The sequence below is a fragment of the Acinetobacter baumannii genome (genome assembly GCF_009759685.1).
GTDB lineage: Bacteria > Pseudomonadota > Gammaproteobacteria > Pseudomonadales > Moraxellaceae > Acinetobacter > Acinetobacter baumannii.
This window is the reverse complement of record NZ_CP046654.1, coordinates 2,642,155-2,661,546: the sequence shown is the minus strand read 5'-3', so window position 1 is coordinate 2,661,546 and position 19,392 is coordinate 2,642,155. Positions and strand designations below refer to the sequence as shown.

At 40.8% G+C, this 19,392-nt stretch carries 31 protein-coding genes; 6 read left to right on the top strand and 25 right to left on the bottom strand.

Going from position 1 to position 19,392, the window contains the following annotated elements; all coding sequences use genetic code 11:
- Window positions 1-4 precede the first annotated feature (4 nt).
- The 7 genes from GO593_RS12790 to GO593_RS12760 all read right to left on the bottom strand — a co-directional run bounded on the left by GO593_RS12790 (window position 5) and on the right by GO593_RS12760 (window position 4,204).
- The gene (locus GO593_RS12790) at window positions 5-196 is read right to left on the bottom strand and encodes a hypothetical protein (protein ID WP_001116150.1); all 192 of its coding nucleotides are present in this window, start codon (window positions 194-196) and stop codon (window positions 5-7) included.
- Window positions 197-205: 9 nt separating this feature from the next.
- A complete protein-coding gene (locus GO593_RS12785; RefSeq protein WP_000383137.1) occupies window positions 206-589 on the bottom strand; it encodes a DUF4054 domain-containing protein in 384 nt (127 codons plus the stop codon).
- Between the two features lie 9 nt (window positions 590-598).
- Window positions 599-982, bottom strand: a complete 384-nt coding sequence (locus GO593_RS12780) for a hypothetical protein (protein ID WP_000877802.1) — start codon at window positions 980-982, stop codon at window positions 599-601.
- A 13-nt stretch (window positions 983-995) separates the two neighbouring features.
- Entirely contained in the window at window positions 996-1,970 is a 975-nt protein-coding gene (locus GO593_RS12775; protein WP_000039808.1) for a DUF2184 domain-containing protein, read from the bottom strand.
- A 5-nt stretch (window positions 1,971-1,975) separates the two neighbouring features.
- Entirely contained in the window at window positions 1,976-2,446 is a 471-nt protein-coding gene (locus GO593_RS12770; protein WP_000240726.1) for a structural cement protein Gp24, read from the bottom strand.
- 13 nt (window positions 2,447-2,459) lie between these two features.
- Entirely contained in the window at window positions 2,460-3,662 is a 1,203-nt protein-coding gene (locus tag GO593_RS12765; RefSeq protein WP_000160522.1) for a DUF2213 domain-containing protein, read from the bottom strand.
- Window positions 3,663-3,904: 242 nt separating this feature from the next.
- The gene (locus GO593_RS12760; protein ID WP_000823404.1) at window positions 3,905-4,204 is read right to left on the bottom strand and encodes a hypothetical protein; all 300 of its coding nucleotides are present in this window, start codon (window positions 4,202-4,204) and stop codon (window positions 3,905-3,907) included.
- An 88-nt stretch (window positions 4,205-4,292) separates the two neighbouring features.
- On the opposite strand from GO593_RS12760, the gene GO593_RS12755 reads away from it, so the two are divergent.
- Window positions 4,293-4,844, top strand: a complete 552-nt coding sequence (locus GO593_RS12755; protein ID WP_001016202.1) for a hypothetical protein — start codon at window positions 4,293-4,295, stop codon at window positions 4,842-4,844.
- On the opposite strand, the gene GO593_RS12750 is transcribed toward GO593_RS12755, so the two are convergent.
- Genes GO593_RS12750 through GO593_RS12720 form a run of 7 tightly spaced genes read right to left on the bottom strand, consistent with a single transcriptional unit; the run spans window position 4,816 to window position 10,362 of the window.
- The gene (locus GO593_RS12750; protein WP_000207481.1) at window positions 4,816-5,628 is read right to left on the bottom strand and encodes a phage head morphogenesis protein; all 813 of its coding nucleotides are present in this window, start codon (window positions 5,626-5,628) and stop codon (window positions 4,816-4,818) included. The two genes, GO593_RS12755 and GO593_RS12750, sit on opposite strands and share 29 nt — an antisense overlap.
- Window positions 5,573-6,907 (bottom strand): DUF1073 domain-containing protein, encoded by a 1,335-nt coding sequence (locus GO593_RS12745; protein ID WP_000852320.1) that lies wholly within the window; start codon window positions 6,905-6,907, stop codon window positions 5,573-5,575. The genes GO593_RS12750 and GO593_RS12745 overlap by 56 nt, the downstream gene beginning before the upstream one ends.
- Window positions 6,908-6,915: 8 nt before the next feature.
- Window positions 6,916-8,442, bottom strand: coding sequence for a phage terminase large subunit (gene terL / locus GO593_RS12740; RefSeq protein WP_001088666.1), 1,527 nt, complete (start codon window positions 8,440-8,442; stop codon window positions 6,916-6,918).
- The gene (locus tag GO593_RS12735; RefSeq protein WP_000729395.1) at window positions 8,420-8,896 is read right to left on the bottom strand and encodes a DUF2280 domain-containing protein; all 477 of its coding nucleotides are present in this window, start codon (window positions 8,894-8,896) and stop codon (window positions 8,420-8,422) included. Before GO593_RS12735 ends, terL begins: the two co-directional genes overlap by 23 nt.
- 58 nt (window positions 8,897-8,954) lie before the next feature.
- Window positions 8,955-9,596 (bottom strand): putative metallopeptidase, encoded by a 642-nt coding sequence (locus GO593_RS12730; RefSeq protein WP_001984948.1) that lies wholly within the window; start codon window positions 9,594-9,596, stop codon window positions 8,955-8,957.
- Window positions 9,565-10,032 carry a hypothetical protein gene (locus GO593_RS12725; protein ID WP_000341079.1) on the bottom strand — a complete coding sequence of 156 codons (468 nt, stop codon included), beginning with the start codon at window positions 10,030-10,032 and terminating at the stop codon, window positions 9,565-9,567. Before GO593_RS12725 ends, GO593_RS12730 begins: the two co-directional genes overlap by 32 nt.
- Window positions 10,033-10,083: 51 nt before the next feature.
- On the bottom strand, window positions 10,084-10,362 hold the full coding sequence (locus GO593_RS12720; protein WP_001115719.1) for a hypothetical protein: 279 nt from the start codon (window positions 10,360-10,362) through the stop codon (window positions 10,084-10,086).
- A 314-nt stretch (window positions 10,363-10,676) separates the two neighbouring features.
- Here GO593_RS12720 and GO593_RS12715 point away from each other — a divergent pair, with 314 nt between their 5' ends.
- Window positions 10,677-11,351 (top strand): hypothetical protein, encoded by a 675-nt coding sequence (locus GO593_RS12715; protein ID WP_001066067.1) that lies wholly within the window; start codon window positions 10,677-10,679, stop codon window positions 11,349-11,351.
- Between the two features lie 263 nt (window positions 11,352-11,614).
- Here GO593_RS12715 and GO593_RS12710 read toward each other — a convergent pair whose 3' ends face one another.
- From GO593_RS12710 to GO593_RS12660, 11 genes are read right to left on the bottom strand one after another with little or no spacing between them, the layout of a single operon-like run.
- Window positions 11,615-12,028, bottom strand: coding sequence for an antiterminator Q family protein (locus GO593_RS12710; protein WP_000992314.1), 414 nt, complete (start codon window positions 12,026-12,028; stop codon window positions 11,615-11,617).
- Window positions 12,029-12,030: 2 nt separating this feature from the next.
- Window positions 12,031-12,435: a DUF1064 domain-containing protein gene (locus tag GO593_RS12705; RefSeq protein ID WP_000203142.1), complete on the bottom strand. Its 405-nt coding sequence runs from the start codon at window positions 12,433-12,435 to the stop codon at window positions 12,031-12,033.
- Window positions 12,432-12,770, bottom strand: a complete 339-nt coding sequence (locus GO593_RS12700; RefSeq protein WP_000356502.1) for a hypothetical protein — start codon at window positions 12,768-12,770, stop codon at window positions 12,432-12,434. Before GO593_RS12700 ends, GO593_RS12705 begins: the two co-directional genes overlap by 4 nt.
- A 3-nt stretch (window positions 12,771-12,773) precedes the next feature.
- Complete coding sequence (locus tag GO593_RS12695; protein WP_000483334.1) at window positions 12,774-13,232, bottom strand: hypothetical protein; 459 nt, start codon at window positions 13,230-13,232, stop codon at window positions 12,774-12,776.
- Entirely contained in the window at window positions 13,225-13,578 is a 354-nt protein-coding gene (locus GO593_RS12690) for a hypothetical protein (RefSeq protein ID WP_000647822.1), read from the bottom strand. The genes GO593_RS12695 and GO593_RS12690 overlap by 8 nt, the downstream gene beginning before the upstream one ends.
- Entirely contained in the window at window positions 13,575-14,324 is a 750-nt protein-coding gene (locus tag GO593_RS12685) for a hypothetical protein (protein ID WP_000544505.1), read from the bottom strand. The genes GO593_RS12690 and GO593_RS12685 overlap by 4 nt, the downstream gene beginning before the upstream one ends.
- Entirely contained in the window at window positions 14,317-15,267 is a 951-nt protein-coding gene (locus tag GO593_RS12680) for a YdaU family protein (protein WP_001110397.1), read from the bottom strand. Before GO593_RS12680 ends, GO593_RS12685 begins: the two co-directional genes overlap by 8 nt.
- Complete coding sequence (locus GO593_RS12675; RefSeq protein ID WP_001003656.1) at window positions 15,264-16,178, bottom strand: DNA cytosine methyltransferase; 915 nt, start codon at window positions 16,176-16,178, stop codon at window positions 15,264-15,266. The genes GO593_RS12680 and GO593_RS12675 overlap by 4 nt, the downstream gene beginning before the upstream one ends.
- Entirely contained in the window at window positions 16,175-16,462 is a 288-nt protein-coding gene (locus GO593_RS12670) for a hypothetical protein (protein ID WP_001194329.1), read from the bottom strand. The genes GO593_RS12675 and GO593_RS12670 overlap by 4 nt, the downstream gene beginning before the upstream one ends.
- A gap of 50 nt (window positions 16,463-16,512) precedes the next feature.
- Window positions 16,513-17,013: a phage regulatory CII family protein gene (locus GO593_RS12665; RefSeq protein ID WP_001289843.1), complete on the bottom strand. Its 501-nt coding sequence runs from the start codon at window positions 17,011-17,013 to the stop codon at window positions 16,513-16,515.
- A 54-nt stretch (window positions 17,014-17,067) separates the two neighbouring features.
- The gene (locus GO593_RS12660; protein ID WP_000210973.1) at window positions 17,068-17,316 is read right to left on the bottom strand and encodes a transcriptional regulator; all 249 of its coding nucleotides are present in this window, start codon (window positions 17,314-17,316) and stop codon (window positions 17,068-17,070) included.
- Between the two features lie 2 nt (window positions 17,317-17,318).
- Here GO593_RS12660 and GO593_RS12655 point away from each other — a divergent pair, with 2 nt between their 5' ends.
- The 4 genes from GO593_RS12655 to GO593_RS12640 all read left to right on the top strand — a co-directional run bounded on the left by GO593_RS12655 (window position 17,319) and on the right by GO593_RS12640 (window position 19,381).
- Window positions 17,319-18,110, top strand: a complete 792-nt coding sequence (locus tag GO593_RS12655) for a LexA family protein (RefSeq protein WP_000187985.1) — start codon at window positions 17,319-17,321, stop codon at window positions 18,108-18,110.
- Between the two features lie 224 nt (window positions 18,111-18,334).
- A complete protein-coding gene (locus tag GO593_RS12650; RefSeq protein ID WP_001101440.1) occupies window positions 18,335-18,775 on the top strand; it encodes a hypothetical protein in 441 nt (146 codons plus the stop codon).
- Window positions 18,775-19,065 (top strand): hypothetical protein, encoded by a 291-nt coding sequence (locus GO593_RS12645; protein ID WP_000656411.1) that lies wholly within the window; start codon window positions 18,775-18,777, stop codon window positions 19,063-19,065. Before GO593_RS12650 ends, GO593_RS12645 begins: the two co-directional genes overlap by 1 nt.
- Complete coding sequence (locus tag GO593_RS12640; RefSeq protein ID WP_000064475.1) at window positions 19,058-19,381, top strand: hypothetical protein; 324 nt, start codon at window positions 19,058-19,060, stop codon at window positions 19,379-19,381. The genes GO593_RS12645 and GO593_RS12640 overlap by 8 nt, the downstream gene beginning before the upstream one ends.
- Window positions 19,382-19,392: the final 11 nt, after the last annotated feature.

Below are 19,392 nucleotides of genomic sequence, written 5' to 3'. Positions count from 1 at the left end.
TTAATTACTCTTTAGCAGAGGCTGTCGATTTCTTTGGCTCAACAACTTCAACGTAACGCTCAAAACCTAAGGGCTTTAAAATATGGATAATGTCACTATCAGATTCTAAAACGCCGTTTTTGATATCTAGGTTTTGCCCGGCAATAACGAGTTTTGTTGGCTTATAACCTTCTGGTGCCTGATATTTAAAAGGCATGGGATTCTCCTATACAACAAAGGCACCAACGCCTAAACGATTAGGGTTTGTGCCTTCATCATCGATTGGAATGGAATTTTTTAACGCAAGATAGCGCTGGCCATACATGCTGAGATCATAGAAAGCTTCTTTCGATGATCGTGAATAACTCACACTTTGGCCCGCAATTGTCATACTTGAGGCAGTACCAAAAGCAGCACCATTGCCGCTTGAGATACCTACTTTAAGGATATGTGCTGCATATAGACCTACAGCACGTTCCTTTAATGCCCCGAACTCAATTTGAGAAACAATCAGATCCGCTTCTTCTAAAGCATCCTGAATTTTTGCATCTGGCAAAGACATTAAACTCGAATCAGTCGAGAACTTTTCACGAAACGTTTGTACGTCCATAGACTCACCTTATTCTTTAGCCTGAGCTAACTTAGCTTGTAACTGCTCAAGTGTTTCATCATCACTGAACGTTACTTCAAGCGCTGTTAATTCAGCTTTCACGGCGGCCAAAGCAGCTTCTTCTGCAGTTTTTGCCGCATCACCTGCTGAATCGTTTTGTTTACCGCCTTTACCACCACGACCACCTGTTTTACCCGTAGTTTTTGGCTCATCATCTGGGATTTCCTGAACTTCAAGTTCACCGATATCAATAAGATGTTTAGCAAACTTATTTTTACTGAGCTTCTTGTGTGCTTCTTCATCCACAAGAGTTGGGGAACCTGTAGGTAAAACAGCAATACCAGAAAAAACAAAAGCGGCCTGTAAGCCGCTATAAATATAAGAATATTTCATACTGTTTTAATCCTTACACGTGATCCAAGTAACGGAGAGAATCAACACGCTTCAACCATACGCCCTGATATTTGTAGTGACCAGGCACTTTAATATCCACACCAACTGGTTGAGCTGCCAAGAAAGTGACGTCATCACATTTCATTTGGATGCATGACGGGTCACGGCGGTAAATAATAGAACGGTCAGCACCTGCCGTACCTTTACCATTTGAACGACCTAAACCACGAATGGTTAACGGCTTACCTTGTGATGCGAAGATGTTATTTTCTTCAATGAATTTTAAGAATGTCTTTCCGCCAGAATCAGCAACTACACGAGTAGAAAGGTGTAAGTATTGATTTGATGCCATCAAATAAGTATCTGGCTGTACGGACACATCCCCATCAACAAGATCTTCAGCATCTGCCAAGCTTGCATTGAAGTCACTTAGTACTTCTTCAATGGTTGCGGTGGCCCAGTTATGTTGGGCTGTAACTATGGTTACACCCGTCTGATTTAAGAAGCCTTTAACTCCGGTAAGAGCATTGCCATACCAAGCAATGTTACTTAAGTGTTTTTCTGCAGCTAGACGAGCGGCCTCTACTTTATCTGCTTCAAGTGCTAAATTTAATTTTTGGGCTGCTTGTAACTCAAACACTGAATACATATAACTGATCGTGCCGACCTTCACTGGCAATTGAACAGTATCATATTCAACTTCAGCCACGGGAATATCATTACCAGTTCCTGAATGATCTTTACCCATACCCACACCCTTCTTACGGCTTAGGATCTCTCCTCCTCCATATACGGCATTGACAGGTTTAACAGGAATGTATTTAGCGTAATCCATCACTTGCTGAAGCTGAGGACCCATTTCGTTAAATTCTTCCAATTTAACGAATAACTGAGCTAATGCATCAATATTAAATGCATCCCCAATATTTGCCTGAACCATTTGAGCTACTGGTGTTAGACGTAGCTTCATTGCTGCCAATTTACTCATAATTATTATGCCCCACGTAAGCGAACAGCAGCTAAGCCCTGCTCATTTGAAATTGTTTCCCAAGATGCGTTCGGTAACTCTGTACCGTCTGTTGCTGTTGGGGATAAAGAACCTAACGGCGCTGCTGTGGTGCCGTTAGCTGTTTTGACATAAACCTTTGCGTTGATATCGGTGACTGGTGCGGTGACCTTCACGTAAATCGAGCCTATCGTCATAACCGGTGCTACATCAGTAGCCTTATAGGCTTCTTTGCCATCTGCCGTTTTGCCTGTCTTACCTACGCCGTGACGTACGATAATTCCAAACTTGGTATTAGTTGCGCCGGTTACTGCAGAAAATGTTTTTCCGTCTGTACTACGTACAACCACGTCACCATCGTTCACCAAACCGGTACCAGCCATAGGCAGGGATAAAATATCCTCTGGTCCGATGAGGTGAAACTTCATACCGGGTACAGCATCGTATTGCTTAACCATGATTTACTTCCCCTTAGATTGTTTTGTATGCGTTTTCTTTACTGTAGGTCTTTTCATCCCCACCGCCTGCTGGGTCACCATCGCCAGCTTTAACACTTTGTTGCTGGTGAAGTGCATCACCTACAGGGTTAGAAGGTTGAGTACCCTTCACAGCACAGAGGGCACGGAAAGTTGTATCGATCTGCTCAGGCTTTGCATCGCCTACCGACACGTTACCCATCAAAGCTGTTACTAATGCATCACCCGCTTTAGCAGCAATAACATCACGCTTGATTTGCTCACATGTACAGCCTTCAGTTTTAACTGTTGGTACTAATGCCTTAGCATCGGCAATCACAGCAGCACGTTCAGCCGCAGCTTGCTCAAGCTTTTCAGGAGTCATCTGGTTCTTTTCCAGATCACCTACTTTTTGCTCCAGAGCTGTTTTTTCAGCATGTAACTGATCTACGACTGCTTGAATTGCTCCAAGCTCATCACCGATTGAAAATTGCTTATCACCCACTTTAAGTTTTGCAGCCTTCATGTTTTCAAGCTGCTCTTGTTGCTGCTTTAATGCATCGGCCAGAGGCGTGTTATCGCCGATGTTAAAACGGATACCGTTTACAATTACTTCCATTGATTTATTCCCCTTTGGTGGAGTTTGCTGTTTGTCACCGATGCGGCAATCACCACCACAACGGCCATATTTAACGAGTGCTACGTGATTGCCAATAAAATTGATAAATCTGGCTTGATACGGCGTGCCATCTGGCGCAGTACCCTGCTCAACGATTAATAAGGCTCCATAGCCAAGCGACATTTCTAGCCGTTCGTTGCTTTGGATCAAATCAATGCTGATCTTGTCTTTAATGAGCAAATCACCCACCAGATAATCGCCTTCCTGTCGAACGTTCTCACAATAGCCAATGTGATAATCCTTCCAGTTAGATGCGTTAATTTCATTCTTAGGCGGGTGATAGTCTGTAGCGTCTACACCATTGAAGCTTTGAATAGCCTCAGGCTTGAAAAGCTCTTCTGCAGGCGTGTAGACATTAATGACTTGATCAGCGGTATAACCTTCCAGTGATGGAAACTCATACGCATAGTACTGACGTACTTGAGGCGCTTTAGCTAAGCGAACATTGACGCATTTCAGATACCCCTCTTTGGTAAATGAGCGTGTCGATTCGCTTGGCGCAAAGTCACCAATTTTGAGTTGGTAAATGTGCTTAGTCATTAGGTACCTTCTGAGGTATTAAGAACTCGACTGTAATTTTCGTATACCGAAGTCCCTTATCTTCATAAGACTCAACGGTAGTTCTTTGCTGGCGACTAAATGGGATGCCGGTCTCAACATCTACCAACTGAAGTAAATTAGTCCCCTTTACAAAATCAACTTTGACGTCACGGCGTATCTTTTCTGACATAAGTTTTTCTCACAAAAAAACCACCCGAAGGTGGCTTTATTAATTTTCAAAATTACGTTCTTGAATAGGTAACAGAAAAGTCTTTAGCAGAACCGAAATCTACACCATCAATAAAAATATTAGTTTTAATGGGTTTGATATTCGGCGGCTGCAATCCTTTTAAACTTTCCACCACCTCTTGAAACTTTTCAGCAGCCTTACCCGCCGCCTTAGCCAAGTTAGGAAACCCGTCACAGCAAGACATTAACCACAGTGGAGTGAAGTCGCCACCAGTTACAAACCCGCCTTTAGCAAATTTCTGTGCTTGTAAACGGCGATAAAACCGTTTTTTACTAAACTTTTTACGTTTCATAAATTTCATCCAAATAAAAACCACCTGTTTAGGTGGTTCTTTAAAAGAGTAAGAATTAAACTACGGTAAAAACAATTTGGTTAATAAAATGAATCATCTTAATTATTTATGGGCATTAATCGGAGCTAATTCAGGCCAATTACAAACACTTCTTGCTGTGATAGGTTTAATTTTTGCAGTTATTGCAGCTTTATATGCGAAAAAACAAATTAAGCTCTCTCAGGATCAAAGACTTTTTGAGTTAAAACTTTCAATACTAAGTGCCGCTTATGAATGTAAGGATTTAATTTATGAGATTAAACACAAGAATAACGCTCTTAAATCTGAATTTTCGAAAATGCTACAAGCTCAAAATTTAACTCTCGAAGATAAACTGGATGGCTTCGACTACAACTATCACGAATACTTTAAAAAACAATTAGATCTATTAACAACACCCGAGCAAGTTATTAATGAACTAATTACAGGGTTAAGTGATGAAAAACAAAATCCTTCTTTAGAGGAATTGGAGCGATACCTAAAACATTTAACAACTTCTAAAGGAAGAATTTATTATGCCCACAATGGATATTTAAGAAGAATAGAAGAACTAAAGCAAAAAAACGATATCTTTAGTCAATTAAAATATCCTCATAGTTAGGCAACGCTGTACAACGACAACGGATAGGCTGGCCCGGATGTCCCCCTTCTGGCGGTGAATCCCATCTAAATGTCTTGCCCTGCTTATGTTGATGATCTGGCCTTACACGCTCATCTTTCGCCGTTTGCCATGTGTATGTCTCAACACCCATTGAAAGCTGTCGGGCTTGGTTAATTTGGCCGTTAATCTTGCCCATCTGATCACTAGCAATAAGACGTGCACGATAATCAGTAGATAATCCTAATTGCTTAATAGCTTTGGCCAACTCTTCATTAGTTTGTCCAGTCTGCAAAGCATTGGTGATTAATACCTCAAGCTTATCGGCATATTGCTGCGGAATAGACTTAATCAAACTGACATTTGCCGTAATGTTTAGATCTACCTCGTCTTGGATATCAGCAGCTCGATAAAACGGCGTAAGATCCACACCAATAATTGTTTTGGTGTGCTCTGCAATTTGCTTGTCCACTTCCTTTTGGGTGTCAGTCACAACCTTTGTGGCCAACGGACGGGAAACCTCAACAACATACTTTGTGAGCTTTTCCCTAAACGCCGCCATCATGTCAGAGAACCATGCATCTCCGATGTTCTGGCCTACTGTAGGAATAACTAAATCCTTAGTTTGTTCCTGACAATATTTTGAGATAGCCAGTAATTGCCGTGTGTAATATAGCTCTACACGGCGATTTACGTGCACGGCTCTCGGCTTAGATGCTCTACGCCCTTTCTTACGTTTCTTCGCCTGCTGGAGGTGTGGTTTCAGGATCTGAATTATCGTTGTCATTAAGCTTCACCATTGTCTCAAGCTCTTTGATATGAGCTTCATCGATCACTGAATAAACACCGTCAATAACAAGCTGTTTTGCTATCTGTGGCTCGGTAATGATGCCCATTTCTAAATACTTGGAATCCCGTTCAGCGTTAGCTTTCTCAACCTCAGAACGCACCTTAGCGTCTAATTGCCATAACGGGTTAAATACAACGTCTAAGCTTGGAATCTGACGACCAAACGTAGTTTGAACAATCACTCTTAAAAGCTTCATCATGAATGGCTTTAAGGACCATGTTTGCTTAGTTGCGATACTGTCATAATAGTTCCGTGTGTCGTGCTCACCAGTTGCGTTCATGCCTGCAGGTGATTGCCCGAATAAAATCGTATATGGCATATCGGCAGCACCAGCAGCTTGGATAGAGAATTCACGCATAAGGTCAGGCAGACCGCCAAAGCTATAAGATTTAGAGTCATACTCCTCCTCTTTATCCAAGACGATCATGCCATTCAAGCCCTTAAGCAATCCGACACTAAGAAAGCGTTCTGCTACGGATTTCATGTCCTCTTTGATCTTATCGACCAAGTTAGGTGTTCTAATCACGTCAATTTTTGATTCATGCACGAGACTAGCTGAGGCTTTCTTAACGGCGGCATGATCAAGCAGATCTTCATAAACTTCCTGCAAAACACTTACAGGTTCTTCATTAACCACATCGGCATGGCCAAACTTATATAAGCGTGTATGGTGGATCTTTTGCGTTGATTTCCCGTCCAGCTTTAACTTATAAAATTCAGGCTGCTTTAAAAGTCCACCTGCCTCCTTAGGCGATAAGTATTTACTGGTATCAGCTTCAATGTACTTTTTCTTAAGCACAGTGAAAAACTCTAAACGACCAACGCCTAACTTGTTTAAATCGAACGGTTGATCTAGGTTGCCGCCGTCTACAGTCCCTAGAAGCACATAACAAACGCCATATAAGCGAGAAAGGACCAAACTAGATAAGAGCACCCCATCTAAGTTAAATGCCTTACATGCCTCTTTAAGCTTCAATAAATCGTTATCTTGAATCCCTTCAAAAAACCATCCAGCTCGGAGCATGTCACTTGCCGGGCGGTTGACGATTCGCTTAGCTAACCAATGTTGATACACAGCTTCTAATTGTTCATCAGGAATTACTTTCTTAACGAAAGAACCGTGTGAGGCTTTGTCACGTTCGGTACCAATATTTGAGACAAAGTTTGTATATGCCCCTGCATCGCCAATTGCATCGGGCTTTTTAGTTTCAGCCATAATTTCCTCTAATCAAATACAGTTGGCTTTTTGGCTAATGAATCATTAATCGCATCAATGGTCGGGTCCCACTGGTCGTCATGGTCATGTGACCAATCAGCAGTAAGGCCTTCAATTTCTTCAATGTAGTTCAAAAGCCACGGTGCATTAACTGGTAGCCAGACACGGCGCTCTTCAACATAAAGAATGACATCCATAGTCCTTGATAGCTTGTCAGTACTTCGCTGAATCGCACGTATTGGTAATGTGGTCTGTTTAGAAATGGACTGAATTAATCCGGTACCACTCGCTTTATCTTCTACGGCCATATAACGAAGCTTGCCAATCTTTGTGTTGCTATCCTTGTGTTTGTTGATAAATGACTTCGCTTCTTTTAAAAGTTCTGGTGCTTCCCATTTGCCACGCTTCACATCAATGATGTACAGGTTATTGTCATAGCCAAGTCCAGCACATAGGAACACAGAGAAGTCGTTATGCTCTTTTGTCTTTTGCGCCGTATCTGCCCAAATCGCACGCCATTTAAGAACAGGTAAGTCTAGGTAACGTGGGAACCATTCAGCTTTAACAAGATCACCACCCAGCTTTTTAGGGTTCTGCATATATTGGCTTGCAAATGTATAGCGTGACACTGTGGCGCCGTCTTTATCTTCCCCGCCTTTCTCCAGCTGCAGCAATGAAAGTAAAGACTCTTTTAATGGCCAGTAGCTTTGTCTGCCTTTTTCATCACGCTCAACATCACGTGGAATTTTGCGCTGTATGTGCTCTGGTAACTTACTGATGTATTCATCATCGATAAGCGCGGGAATACTGATCTGCTCCCACTCACCAGGTACATTACCCGTCAACACAAAGTTAGTCGGATCTTCAACGTGCAAACGCTGCATGATCAGAATAATTGGCGTGTCAGATTTAGCTTTACGCGAGTTGACCGTGTTTAAGATCTTACGATTAGCTTTACGTCTAGCTGTCTGGCTAAATGCATCTTCCGGCTTTAATGGGTCATCCAGAATAATCGCACCAGTAAAGCCCTCACTAGCTAATGTACCGGCACGGCGACCAGTGACCTGCCCACCCATCGAAGCAGAATAAACATGACCAGCATCGTAACCATCAACGGTAGTTTTCCAGCTCGACTTAGCATCCGTACTGGTAGAAATCTTTACTGGCCATAAACTCTGAAAGTCTTCCGACTTAACAATGTTTCTTGCTGTTGCCGATACATCCTCTACAAGTGATTGCGAGAAAGACAAATATAAAAAACGGGAACGAGCATTACGCGCTATGCCACGGGCAATAAGATTTGTGAGTAGTTCAGTCTTACCGCTTCCGGGTGGAACGTTAATAACTAGGTTTTTAACCTTTCCAGCAATTACCTCGTCAATCTTGTCAGCGATATATTCATGATGCCAATTGACCGAAAACTTAAAGCCCATTCGAGGCAAGAAAAAAGCACGCGTGAAAAATAAATGTTCTTTCTCACATTTAATCCGTTTAGCTTTGGCTTTAACAGGATCAATATTCGTTCTCGAGTTCATCTATCGCCTGCCTTACCTGCTCATCGGTAGCAGTCACATAGGTAATGTTTTCGCTTTGTAATGGACCGCCGCCAGCGCCTGTAATTTCAGTCTTATTCGTGTACTTGCCGCCCATGTCCTCAGCAGCTTGTTTAAGAATGCTTAGAGCTGCTACACGGTTTCTACTATGCTTTTGATATTGGCTTTCATATCGCTGTAAACGCACCGCTAAGTTTGCAATTGGGATTGCCTCAGGCTTACCCAAAAACATTTCGCGAGTCTTTTCAAAATCTTTTCTTAACTCTTCGCTTAGGTTCTCACCTGCCCGTTTAGTTGGGTCGTATTTCTCACACTGCTGTTTAGTAACTTTTACCCCGTATTCTTGGTTGACGAGCTCAGCAGTTTCTGTGGGTGTATTAAATACGGCAAGTGAGCGAACTATAAAGAGTTTTACCTCCTTTTTTAGAGCCGCCATATCCTCAATCCTGTCAACCTACGTCAACCTAAATAGCCAAAAAAAAGAGCCTCAAGGCTCAGGTAATTACGCAGTTTCCACAGCATTTAGAAATATCTAAATCAGAAACAAACGGCGGGTTTTTAGCGACTTCAATAAGCCGCTTAACGTTTTCATTTGCACCCCAGCGTTTAACAACACCGATGAACTCTTCCACATCGTGACCAGCTAAATAGTGCTTAGGTAGGCCAGTATGATCACTGTAAATAATCTCACCGTCCGAGTCTCTCTCTACACCGATGTGATAAAGCTCATGTTCAAGCAATGCACAAAACTCGCTATCGTTAGCCTTTTCACAAAAGCTTGCATCGATTGTGATTAAGTAAACTGGAACAAGTCCGAACCAATCACGCATTTGCTGCTCTTGTCGGGCTTTTTTCCAGCCGCCCTGTTGAAACATAACCTTTTCACATTGGCCGAGCACCATACGCTTAGCTCTCGCATAAGCAGTAGAAGCCCATGCAAAAGCCAAAAATCCCTCATTGTCATGAAGCATCTCAGCAATATGGTCATGATCTGGATTATGTAAAGGTCCACCAAGCGTAAGAAAATTAGCAACTACCCAGTTTTTTAAATCAGGGGCAGGTATTAAACGGAGTGCTTCCTCTTCTTCTGCCTGATCCATAAAATCAGTTGGAGGAAATGGTCTGATCTGATCCATTGAATATTTGCCTCTTTAAATTTTTAAGCCACTGACTAGCGTATTCAGTACGTAACTGCAAAGGTCCAGACTCATCAATGCGACATCTAGAAGCCGTCTCTATGCGAACTACTGTATATCTCATTTCTTCAGCAACATCATAACGGTCCATACTCCACGCCTTTGTAGACAGCTTACCCTTGCGTCCACCCGACCAAGGTCCACCAGCAATTTCAACTAATATGCGATGTTCAATTAAATGAAAATCAAACCGCCAATGCTTTGTGGATTTAAACTGGAATTTCTTTTCGTATTTAATTCCCAGATTATCCAAAGCTTGAGTAAATTCTTCTTCAGCTTCTAAGTACTTTTGGGTAGCTTTAGGCAATGGTCTGCTTTTAGGTTTTGTTTTAGGTTCTTTTTTCCGTGTAAGCCAGAAGTATTCTTTATCATCCATATTTCACCCATAAAAAAACCACTGCAAAAGTGGTTTTTATTACTATCACTTTTAATCAGAATCTTTGTAGGCTGTAACCTCCATACTGTTTAACAAATCAAACCAATTATCTAGCAATGCAATCAAGTCTTCCTTGCTACTTGTTACTCCAATAATCTTTTGAAGATGGTATTCATCCTTTTCATCTACTGAATTAATATCTCTAACAAATCCAGCATCTTTAAGTTGTTGTCTCACACTATTGGTGTCGTTACAGTCTAGGCAGATAATTTCAAAGTCATTTTCATTGATAAACTTCAATTTATAACCTGTCTTTCTTTCGAATGGCATATTTTCACCAATTAAATTAATTAATGTTTATTTATTATACTAATTTATAGGCCAATCATCAAATATATTTTATTTTTCAAATACTTAGTTCTCAATAGTAAATTATTTACTATCGGGAACTAAATCATCAAATTAATAAAAGAAAAAGCCCCGCCAATAATCGATATTTAGCGGGGCCATTTGCGCCGTAATACGTCCGGCTAATTAACTCGAATTGTGCTACCGCGAGTGTGGATTGAAATTATTGGTTTGTGTTCTTTACAAAGATCTGTTTTCTGATAACTATGTACTTTCTAAATATCAAAGAGATAAATATGAATAATAGCAGTTTTCCAAACTACACCACACCTTCAATACATAACCCAGAACTTATATCTTTTGCTAAGAGCATTAACTCTGGGGATCTAATTACCACACCCCACAGTATTGATTTACTCCCGATAGGCAATTGCTATTGGAATGTTGAATGGTTAGTACAAAATCAAGGAGGTGGTGTTGTATATGGTTGGATTTTTTCAGAATGGAAAGGACTCATGCTTGAAGCTATGCACCATGCAGTTTGGATTTCGCCTAACAATCAATTAATAGATATTACACAAAACTATCCAAGCATGAGTGAAACACATTCTATTTTCCTTCCTGATCCAAGTAGTAGTCTGCTCACATTAGATGTACAACCTAATATTCTAAATAAAGTTAAATTACTTTCTAACTCTCAGGAACTAATAGATTTCAACAACCTGCAGGATAAGAAAATTGAAATACTTCGCGAATTAAATCAAATATTTTATGACTTAGGACATCGTTGCGAAGCCCAAAGATCCAAAATAACAGGTAAGCCTTTTGACTTCTCTCCTAACATGTCCAAAGCTACGAATGACCAACTGGATAAAATCAAAAAATTAACGACTGAGATTAATCAGATAGAACTAGTTTGTGGTCAATATATTCCACGTCTAAATAAATTGAGTCACGATTCTGATCACTAACAATTCCACAGGATAAGCTGGCTCCATATTGTAAAATTCGATGTACATCTGAAATCATTTCACCAGTAATCTCTGGTATATCTTTTTTTAATTCACTCATTTTTATACTCACTTTAAAGCCCAAAATTGATATTTTGGGTTTTTCCTGAAATATATTAGGCAATAAAAAAGCCCACCATTTGGCGAGCTTTTAAAACATTTTGGTGCAACGCTTATAACTTCGTCCCACCATATCACAAATCTAAACCAAGTGTGCTGCACTGTCAAGATTGCAATACCTCTATTTTACCATCCAAATAAGCCAAACCTTTATCAATCTCAGCACGTACTTTTGCTTTACTACATCTATGTACATTGGCAATTGTTAAATACGACCAATTATTTTCATAATAAAGTATTAAAAACCAAGCTCTTTCTTGTAGAAATTCCCTATTATCGTTATGCATTTTAGCCAAGAGTTTGCTTACTTCAACTGCCTCATAATCTTCAATTTCGCATGGCATAGAGACCTTACTTGATCTAATTCTAGTTGTGTCATTTTGGTCAATTAAACATGCTAGAGGATTAGCAGAAACTTTAGATTTTGTTGATCTTACCCATAGACCATATTGTTCCAACCATTGATGAGCAGAACGTTTAGACCAGTCCATTGTCTTGTTATTAACTTTTGCATTCATGTTTAAACTTCCCTCACATCAATATTGTGAACTGTTTTCATCAGGTGTTTTTTATTTCGGTAACTCGGTAGCTTGCGTGTAGCTATAGACTTCACATCTTCAACAACGTATTCACCTGCTGTCGTGAAATAAGTGAAATCGGCAAAATATCTAAGTGCTGGTTTAGCTCGTTTCTCCCCTTCTAATTTTGTCTTCGGTGCCAATTCAAATTTTGTGTGATGCTGCAATTCTTTAATTTCACCTCGTTGTTGTAGAGCCTTTAGCTCGATATACCGTTTGTATTCTTTAGTACTGTCAAAAGTCATTCCATCCAATTTAATTTTCGAAGCATTAAACTTGTTTCGACCCTTTTTCTTTTGAACTTTCGGGCATGTAAGGCGGTAATCAGCAAGGCTCATTGATGTCATTTAGGCTCACCACCATTGAGCGCTTGCTCTAACTTCTTGCCAATCTCAAACATTGACCAGCTCTTTTGAAGGTCTGATGCAATAGACATAGCTTTTGCAATGATTAGTCCTTGTTGATCCACCCGCTTTTGCAGCTCCTCCACTTTCGCTTGCTGGTGCTGCCATGCTTTTTGCCAAATTGCCCATTTCTCGTTAAATGAATCGAGGTGAAATGCGTAAAGCTTTCTTTGACCGTTTAAAACATATCGACCAAGCTCCTCATCAAAATCAACCGCGTCTCTAAATAGCCCAATCCAGTACTTTTGCTTCTCAAACTCTTCTCTACACTTATCCATTCTTCACCCCAATCGATTAAGCTTGTAAGCTTCGTTAATGTGAACTTCAGTTACTTTGCAATTCGGCGAAATGTGGTTTTCTAGTTTGTCTAGGTTTTCTAATTCCCTCGAATCCGATGGTTTATCAATGCGACCAATGCGGTTTTCTGTGTGGGGGTTGTCGCCTAAATCTGGTTCATGAACTAACTTCAAATTGCTAAAATGCTCACAAATCTGGCATTTTGATACTGGCGTATCCTTCTCATAGGAAATTAAATATTCTTCATCTCCAACTCGGTGATTCACGAAGTAAACTTTTTTATTGAAGTGTCTAAGAACACGATCCCCGACTTTAAACTCACTCATGGCTGGCTCCTTTTCCTCTGGCAACTTAGTCATAACACCATCTGGAAATTTAAAATCTCCATGCCACTTCCCGTTTTCCCAAATAGACCAAATCCCACATTCATCACTGTTAAACATGACCGCCTCCGTATATTGATTCGTGGTCGCGGATGGCTTGCTCTAATGCAGGTCTTTCAAATAATGTCGCGTACTTGCTGCCATTTTTATTGATGCGGCTTAGAATCTCTTTAGCTTCTTTAATACCGCCATCAAACGCATTAATTTGATCAATCGATTCCAGCAGGCGCTTGAGTTCGGAAATGTCTACAAAATACTTTTCTCGATCAGCCTTGCTAATCTCTACACTTTGACCACATTGGAACTCGAAACCTTCATTCCATTCAGTTGCGTTAGAAGGTGCTGAATCTACGATTTCCTTCGCGTATTGCAGTCCTTTATCTCTAATCAATTTAGATGCTTTCATGCATTCGCCCCTTCAATTAACTGCAGAATATTTCTTGGAATAGGCATACCTTCACGGCGGCACATCTCTGCGTATTCCTGCGGATTATCGAAAGGATCTGGACCTAATTCCTTTGCAAGCTCAGGCTCTTTTTCTTTTGCCTGAAGTTTTTGTACTGGTGCAGGTTTACGACCATTGATTTTTAATCGTTCCATCAATGATTGGAGATGCTTTTGAGCCTCGTCATTGCTCACAGGAATGTGTTTAGGTTCTTTGTGTTCTAGTTGTAGCGGTGGAGTGTAAAACTCTTGCTGACGGCCTTTTAACTGAGCTTTAGCAACCATCACGTTGTAGGTCCCGAAGAAATTATCTTGAGCTGCTCGCATTTGGCCGGCTTCGATCAAATACATAACCTCGTCTAAGGCGTACTTAGTGATTTGGGTAATAACCACGGAACGGTCAGTTGTAAACTTACATGCGCGAGACCAAGCTTCTTCTGGAGACATCCAACTTTCACCGATACACCAGGTGCGAAACTCGGCAAATGACGGCATAAAGCGTCCACCTGCTGTAAGTAAACGAGCAAGTGCGTTGTTAAATTGGTTTTGTTGAACGCCAACCAGCGTTTTAAGTGCGATTTGCTCAACCACTGACAGAGGAATTGCACTTTCGCCTGTTGCTGGAAATTGCTTATTGAACTGAGCAGCGTAAACAGTGCGAAGAGAAGCGATTAATTGACGCACTTCGTTCAAGGTAATCTCATGCATGACCTACCTCCTCAATCATTGGAAACTTTTTTGCTGGGGTTACATCCACGATTTGAGATTCGCTCTGTTCTTCAAAAAGATTAGCGAAGTAACCCGACTCTTGTGGTTTTTGACCGGTTGAAGTGATTTGCTCTTGCTTCTTGCGGTTAGCAGCAACTTGTTTCTCGTTGTTTTGAACCCAAGAGAACCACTTAACCAACCAGATGCTTGGTGTATTCAACGAGCTTGATTCGTTTGCAAAGTACCAGTCACCGAAATTTTGAATCATGGTTCTCAAGTCGATTTCAGGTACAGAAACAAATCTTTGTTGAGCAAGTGAGATGAAATCGTATTGAAACTCGCTGTATTCAGAAATGAATTCACGCATTGAGTAACGCTTGTGATCATCGATCTGATACTGAGCAAATTGGATTGGTGTAAATTGCGAATTTTCTTCACGCGCATTACTACTACTATCAATAATTGGTTCTTGGTTTATGGTTAATGGTTTATGGTTATTGGTTGGTTGCACATCCGTTTGTTCTTCGTTTAACGGATTTTCAACGACCGTTGAATTTTCGTTAGACGCTTGATCATCTTTTGATGAATCACTGTTGGACGAGCCTTTCTTTTTCGCTGCACGTTTTGCAGCAGACGCTTTACCAGCCTCACTCGCTTGTTTCTTTTTCCCGTGATATTCAGCAATTTCTCGTTCACAACGATTATTGCGATAAACACCTTCTTCAAGAATGAAAAACTCATCAAGTACATATTTGAGAGCTTCTTTTTGCTCTTCGGTAGTACATTGCAAACGACGTGCTAGACGATCAATGCTTGATGCATCAATCGCCTTCTCTGTGTCGTAATACATGTCTAATAAGTCGCGGTAAATCGCACGCTCAATTAAACTGAGGTGGCGAGTCGCATTGTTAAAGTCACCAATATGGTGTTGGTAATAATTCATTTTGCACCACCTAAATATTCGAATGCGCATTTAGCCACGATTGAAACTTGTCCATTTCCAATGGCTTTAAGTCGGTCCACCCGATTGGCCACCCCATCAGCCACTCGACCCAATTCGGGTTCAACTTCCCACCATGTGAGTTCATTACATGATGATCGAGCCGATCGTTTATCCTGCTCTTGCCATCTTTCCTGGTCAGAGTCGCTGGTGATGAGCCTTTGCTCATTGAAGCAGTCGGAGTTGGAAGATTCTCCACAACACCGGCTAAGCCGTTCCTTGGATGATTGCTCACCTTCCCACGCTTGTTCCCATCCGATGCTTTGGGAGTTGGGAATTTCGCAACTTGATCGTTTAGGTTTCTCGATCGATCCGGATTGTCCCATCGTTGGGGTTGACCACTTCGAAAATCCCTTGCTTGTGGCGTGGCCCACAATCCAGATTCGGTCACGGATATGGGGCGCTCCAAAGTTAGATGCTGAAAAACGTGCCCATTGCGCGTCATACCCCATTTGGGCAAGGTCACTGATGACTCGTGTAAGTCCTCTGGAAACAAGCATTGGTGAGTTTTCCACGAACACGTATCTAGGTCGTACTTCACCAATAATTCGTGCCATTTCTGACCAAAGCCCAGAACGTTCACCTTCGATTCCAGCACCTTTCCCCGCGGATGAGATGTCTTGGCACGGAAAGCCGCCAGATATAACGTCAACAATTCCTTGCCATGGTTTTCCGTCAAAAGTTGTAATGTCAGACCAAATTGGGAAAGCTTCGAGAATTCCATCATTCTGTCGTTGCGCCAAAACTTGTGCGGCGTAGGCATCACGTTCAACTGCGCACACTGTTCGCCATCCCAAGAGATAAGATGCGAGTACTCCGCCACCAGCGCCTGCGAAAAGAGCCAACTCATTCATTTGGTCTCCTGAACATTTAACTGAATGTAAGTACTACCCAAGAAACGAATACGCCCAGCACGACCAAGGCTTTTGATAATTTCCTCAGCATGGTTATATGTAATACGATGCTGACGAACTAAAACGTCCTTGAAGTCATCGCGCTTAACAGCCGCATTTTTAGTGTCAGCTTTAACTTGCTCTAGGTTCTCTTCACACTTTTTGATTAATGCTTTAAGTGTGTGGAGAGCCGGTTCAAACCAGCTCTGGATTATTTGCTCTTGATTTGATAGATTAGTTTGCATATTCGATTCCTCTAGCCAGTAATTGAATTAACTAAGCCTGATGGACCAGATCAGGCTTTTTCTTTCTTTACCTTAGAAATATAAGTTGCAGCTTCCGACTTAAGCGCCTCTCGAAGTTGGCGAATGTGGTTTTCCATTTCTTCTAAGATTTCTTCTGTATCTGCTAATTCCGCAGGTGTAACAACTCCATCCTCTAAAACTTTGTGGACCTGTTGATTGGTTTGGCCATTGTTAATATTTATATGTAGCAAGGTTTCAACAATGCTGACTTCATGGCCTTTCTCATCCACTTGATTAGCTGGCACTAGAACATAACCAAGCATGTGTGCCCATGCCTTAACTAAAGCTGGGTTGCGTGTAAACTGAATCATTGCCTCAAGCTTCTTAATACTTGGTAAATGGCTTTCCATATTTGGGTTTGCGTAATTAAGTACGCTCTTGTAAGAGTCACCAAGTACGTTTGCAATTTCTTGCGGCGTAACTCCTTGTGACTGGTGAATCATCTTGTAAATTGCTGTTTTAGCCTCTGGGCTTAAGTTGATTTCACTCATATGTGAATCCCTCTTTAAATTTCACGTATACGCACGTTTGCTAATTTGTGAGAATTAGCTCACGGATTGGTTTTGCTTCTTAAGGTTCTTGCGAACATATTCCCAGTTAATATCTGGTCGTAATTGTTCTGCCTTAACTTGACCCTGAGTAATTTCCTCAATTTTCAAACAGCGATCTTCTGGAATTTTCTCAGGATTCCATTTGCTAGCAGCCCAAGGTGTAACCCCTATTTTTCGAGCTAAAGCTGAGATGCTCCCTGCAAAAGTCACAGCGTTATTAAATGCTTCATGTGGAGTAGTCATAAATGACACCAAAAAACCTACTTAAAGTAGAAAGAAATATACTACCAAAAATAGAATTGGTGCAACTAAAAATTGATAGTAAAATTCTACCCACAGTAGAAAAGAAGCCTATTTTGATGGAAGACGCTAAATACAAAGACTTTGCGGACCGACTCAACGCATTGATGAAGGCAAAAGACTCTCCAATTAAAACTATCAATGAGTTAAAAAATGCTATTGGTGTTTCTTATGAGATGGCTCGTAGATATACACTCGGTTCTGCTAAACCAAGAATTGAAAAGCTACAAACATTGGCTGATATTTTTGGAGTGGAAATTAGTTACTTAGACCATGGCACTAAGTTAGACAATAATATTGATTTATCAGATAAAGTTGGTTTCGAAGGACGCAGGGTTCCAGTAATCTCTTGGGTTGCGGCTGGTTCATTTACACCGATTGAGACAGTTTTGAAAGATACGGAAATTGAAGAATATTTACCGCCAAATAGAAGATGCGGGAAAAATGGATATGCTTTAAAAGTAGTAGGATATTCTATGGCTCCAACCTTTCTACCGGGTGATAGAATATATGTGAATCCAGACATTCAAACATTTGATCTTAAAACAGATGATCTTGTAATTGTAGCTTGCGCTGGCGATTCAGAGGCGACTTTTAAAAAGCTTATCATTGAGGGCGAAGGAACAAGTAAATTCTTGGAACCATTGAACCCAGACTGGCCTGATAAAATTATTAAACTTTCCGAAGATTGCCGCCTTGTTGGAAAAGTGGTTGGCTTGTACCGAGATATTTATTGAATTTCAGCTTATTTTCTTTGAAACCAATTATTAATTTTTTACTTTAAACCCACTTTTTGTGGGTTTTTTATTATTTAAAACTAATAATATACAACTTTAAGTAGGAAATAATTCCTACTATGTATTGACTTAATTTCTACTTAAAGTAGTATTTGTCTCGTAGACAACAAAAAAGCACACCGACCGCTAAATCTGATGTGCTTTTGCAAACTGCGAGATCAATTATGAACGTAAAAACCTTTTCAAACAAGCATAAGGTAACTGGAGTTACAGCAATTGCTGTACTTGTAGCCTTGAGTTCTTGTGAATATCGAACTGCTAATTCTAGCGTCCCTTCTAATTACTCATATGAAAGCGAGCAAGTCGTTGCTTCTGAATATGAACTTCTGGCTGTTAAGAAAACTGGAGAAAAATCTGGTGAAGCAGTTATCCGCATTGACGGCTTCAAATTAAACGTGAGCTTCGATTTTGACGGTGTAGCTGATAGCTATGGTGTAGCTGGATCTGATTTTACAGCGGCTGAAATTACTAACCTTGCTATTGAGTCAGTAACTGACTTAAGCGGCAAACCTTGGAATGATTTCACCAATCATGACGACCATAAAAACATAAATATTTTATTAGCTGGCTATATCGACCGTAATAAATGGTTGGAGGCAGCCTAATGAAAGATTATAACTGCCCTACTTGCAAGAAGATGATTCCTGTTGACCGTTCAAAAATCAAAGCTGGTGATGAGGTTTCATTTTGCAGAGTAACCCAATCTTCTAAATCTGCACGTTTTTCTTCAAGAGAAGGAATTGTCAATTGCCGTGAAGGTGATGTGGTTTTAGTTAAATATCGCAAAGAAATTATTCCTTTAAATATTAAGGACGTTTCACCTGTTGATGCTCCTAGCCCGCTTACGTATGCCTTTGTTGGTACATGCGAATGTATGGAGGCTGAACATGTCTAATTTCAAAAAACACCCTGACGGCTACATGTCATTTTTAGGCCGTGATGATAAAGGGCTGTATTCAGTTCGCATTGGCTGGCAAGTGTACGCATCTAATGCTAATGGCTCAGTTCTTTACAAAGTTAAAGACGGAGTTAAGACGCCTTTAAATGTGTTCAGGTTCCAAACTTCTTATCCAAAAGTTTGGAATGAACTCACCCAAGAAATCGATTTTCAGCGCAGAAAGCAGCTCGCTATAAAACTGCGTGAAACAAATATCCCTACTTATGACCGCAAAGCATATAAGCAAAAACGCGGTTTTACAGGCTCAAGATAAGGATAAGAATA

Excerpts from the sequence above, each read along its gene's own strand:
- GO593_RS12790 (WP_001116150.1), bottom strand. The coding sequence starts at position 196 with ATGCCTTTTAAATATCAGGCACCAGAAGGTTATAAGCCAACAAAACTC.
- GO593_RS12785 (WP_000383137.1), bottom strand. The coding sequence starts at position 589 with ATGGACGTACAAACGTTTCGTGAAAAGTTCTCGACTGATTCGAGTTTA.
- GO593_RS12780 (WP_000877802.1), bottom strand. The coding sequence starts at position 982 with ATGAAATATTCTTATATTTATAGCGGCTTACAGGCCGCTTTTGTTTTT.
- GO593_RS12775 (WP_000039808.1), bottom strand. The coding sequence starts at position 1,970 with ATGAGTAAATTGGCAGCAATGAAGCTACGTCTAACACCAGTAGCTCAA.
- GO593_RS12770 (WP_000240726.1), bottom strand. The coding sequence starts at position 2,446 with ATGGTTAAGCAATACGATGCTGTACCCGGTATGAAGTTTCACCTCATC.
- GO593_RS12765 (WP_000160522.1), bottom strand. The coding sequence starts at position 3,662 with ATGACTAAGCACATTTACCAACTCAAAATTGGTGACTTTGCGCCAAGC.
- GO593_RS12760 (WP_000823404.1), bottom strand. The coding sequence starts at position 4,204 with ATGAAACGTAAAAAGTTTAGTAAAAAACGGTTTTATCGCCGTTTACAA.
- GO593_RS12755 (WP_001016202.1), top strand. The coding sequence starts at position 4,293 with ATGAATCATCTTAATTATTTATGGGCATTAATCGGAGCTAATTCAGGC.
- GO593_RS12750 (WP_000207481.1), bottom strand. The coding sequence starts at position 5,628 with ATGACAACGATAATTCAGATCCTGAAACCACACCTCCAGCAGGCGAAG.
- GO593_RS12745 (WP_000852320.1), bottom strand. The coding sequence starts at position 6,907 with ATGGCTGAAACTAAAAAGCCCGATGCAATTGGCGATGCAGGGGCATAT.
- terL (WP_001088666.1), bottom strand. The coding sequence starts at position 8,442 with ATGAACTCGAGAACGAATATTGATCCTGTTAAAGCCAAAGCTAAACGG.
- GO593_RS12735 (WP_000729395.1), bottom strand. The coding sequence starts at position 8,896 with ATGGCGGCTCTAAAAAAGGAGGTAAAACTCTTTATAGTTCGCTCACTT.
- GO593_RS12730 (WP_001984948.1), bottom strand. The coding sequence starts at position 9,596 with ATGGATCAGATCAGACCATTTCCTCCAACTGATTTTATGGATCAGGCA.
- GO593_RS12725 (WP_000341079.1), bottom strand. The coding sequence starts at position 10,032 with ATGGATGATAAAGAATACTTCTGGCTTACACGGAAAAAAGAACCTAAA.
- GO593_RS12720 (WP_001115719.1), bottom strand. The coding sequence starts at position 10,362 with ATGCCATTCGAAAGAAAGACAGGTTATAAATTGAAGTTTATCAATGAA.
- GO593_RS12715 (WP_001066067.1), top strand. The coding sequence starts at position 10,677 with ATGAATAATAGCAGTTTTCCAAACTACACCACACCTTCAATACATAAC.
- GO593_RS12710 (WP_000992314.1), bottom strand. The coding sequence starts at position 12,028 with ATGAATGCAAAAGTTAATAACAAGACAATGGACTGGTCTAAACGTTCT.
- GO593_RS12705 (WP_000203142.1), bottom strand. The coding sequence starts at position 12,435 with ATGACATCAATGAGCCTTGCTGATTACCGCCTTACATGCCCGAAAGTT.
- GO593_RS12700 (WP_000356502.1), bottom strand. The coding sequence starts at position 12,770 with ATGGATAAGTGTAGAGAAGAGTTTGAGAAGCAAAAGTACTGGATTGGG.
- GO593_RS12695 (WP_000483334.1), bottom strand. The coding sequence starts at position 13,232 with ATGTTTAACAGTGATGAATGTGGGATTTGGTCTATTTGGGAAAACGGG.
- GO593_RS12690 (WP_000647822.1), bottom strand. The coding sequence starts at position 13,578 with ATGAAAGCATCTAAATTGATTAGAGATAAAGGACTGCAATACGCGAAG.
- GO593_RS12685 (WP_000544505.1), bottom strand. The coding sequence starts at position 14,324 with ATGCATGAGATTACCTTGAACGAAGTGCGTCAATTAATCGCTTCTCTT.
- GO593_RS12680 (WP_001110397.1), bottom strand. The coding sequence starts at position 15,267 with ATGAATTATTACCAACACCATATTGGTGACTTTAACAATGCGACTCGC.
- GO593_RS12675 (WP_001003656.1), bottom strand. The coding sequence starts at position 16,178 with ATGAATGAGTTGGCTCTTTTCGCAGGCGCTGGTGGCGGAGTACTCGCA.
- GO593_RS12670 (WP_001194329.1), bottom strand. The coding sequence starts at position 16,462 with ATGCAAACTAATCTATCAAATCAAGAGCAAATAATCCAGAGCTGGTTT.
- GO593_RS12665 (WP_001289843.1), bottom strand. The coding sequence starts at position 17,013 with ATGAGTGAAATCAACTTAAGCCCAGAGGCTAAAACAGCAATTTACAAG.
- GO593_RS12660 (WP_000210973.1), bottom strand. The coding sequence starts at position 17,316 with ATGACTACTCCACATGAAGCATTTAATAACGCTGTGACTTTTGCAGGG.
- GO593_RS12655 (WP_000187985.1), top strand. The coding sequence starts at position 17,319 with ATGACACCAAAAAACCTACTTAAAGTAGAAAGAAATATACTACCAAAA.
- GO593_RS12650 (WP_001101440.1), top strand. The coding sequence starts at position 18,335 with ATGAACGTAAAAACCTTTTCAAACAAGCATAAGGTAACTGGAGTTACA.
- GO593_RS12645 (WP_000656411.1), top strand. The coding sequence starts at position 18,775 with ATGAAAGATTATAACTGCCCTACTTGCAAGAAGATGATTCCTGTTGAC.
- GO593_RS12640 (WP_000064475.1), top strand. The coding sequence starts at position 19,058 with ATGTCTAATTTCAAAAAACACCCTGACGGCTACATGTCATTTTTAGGC.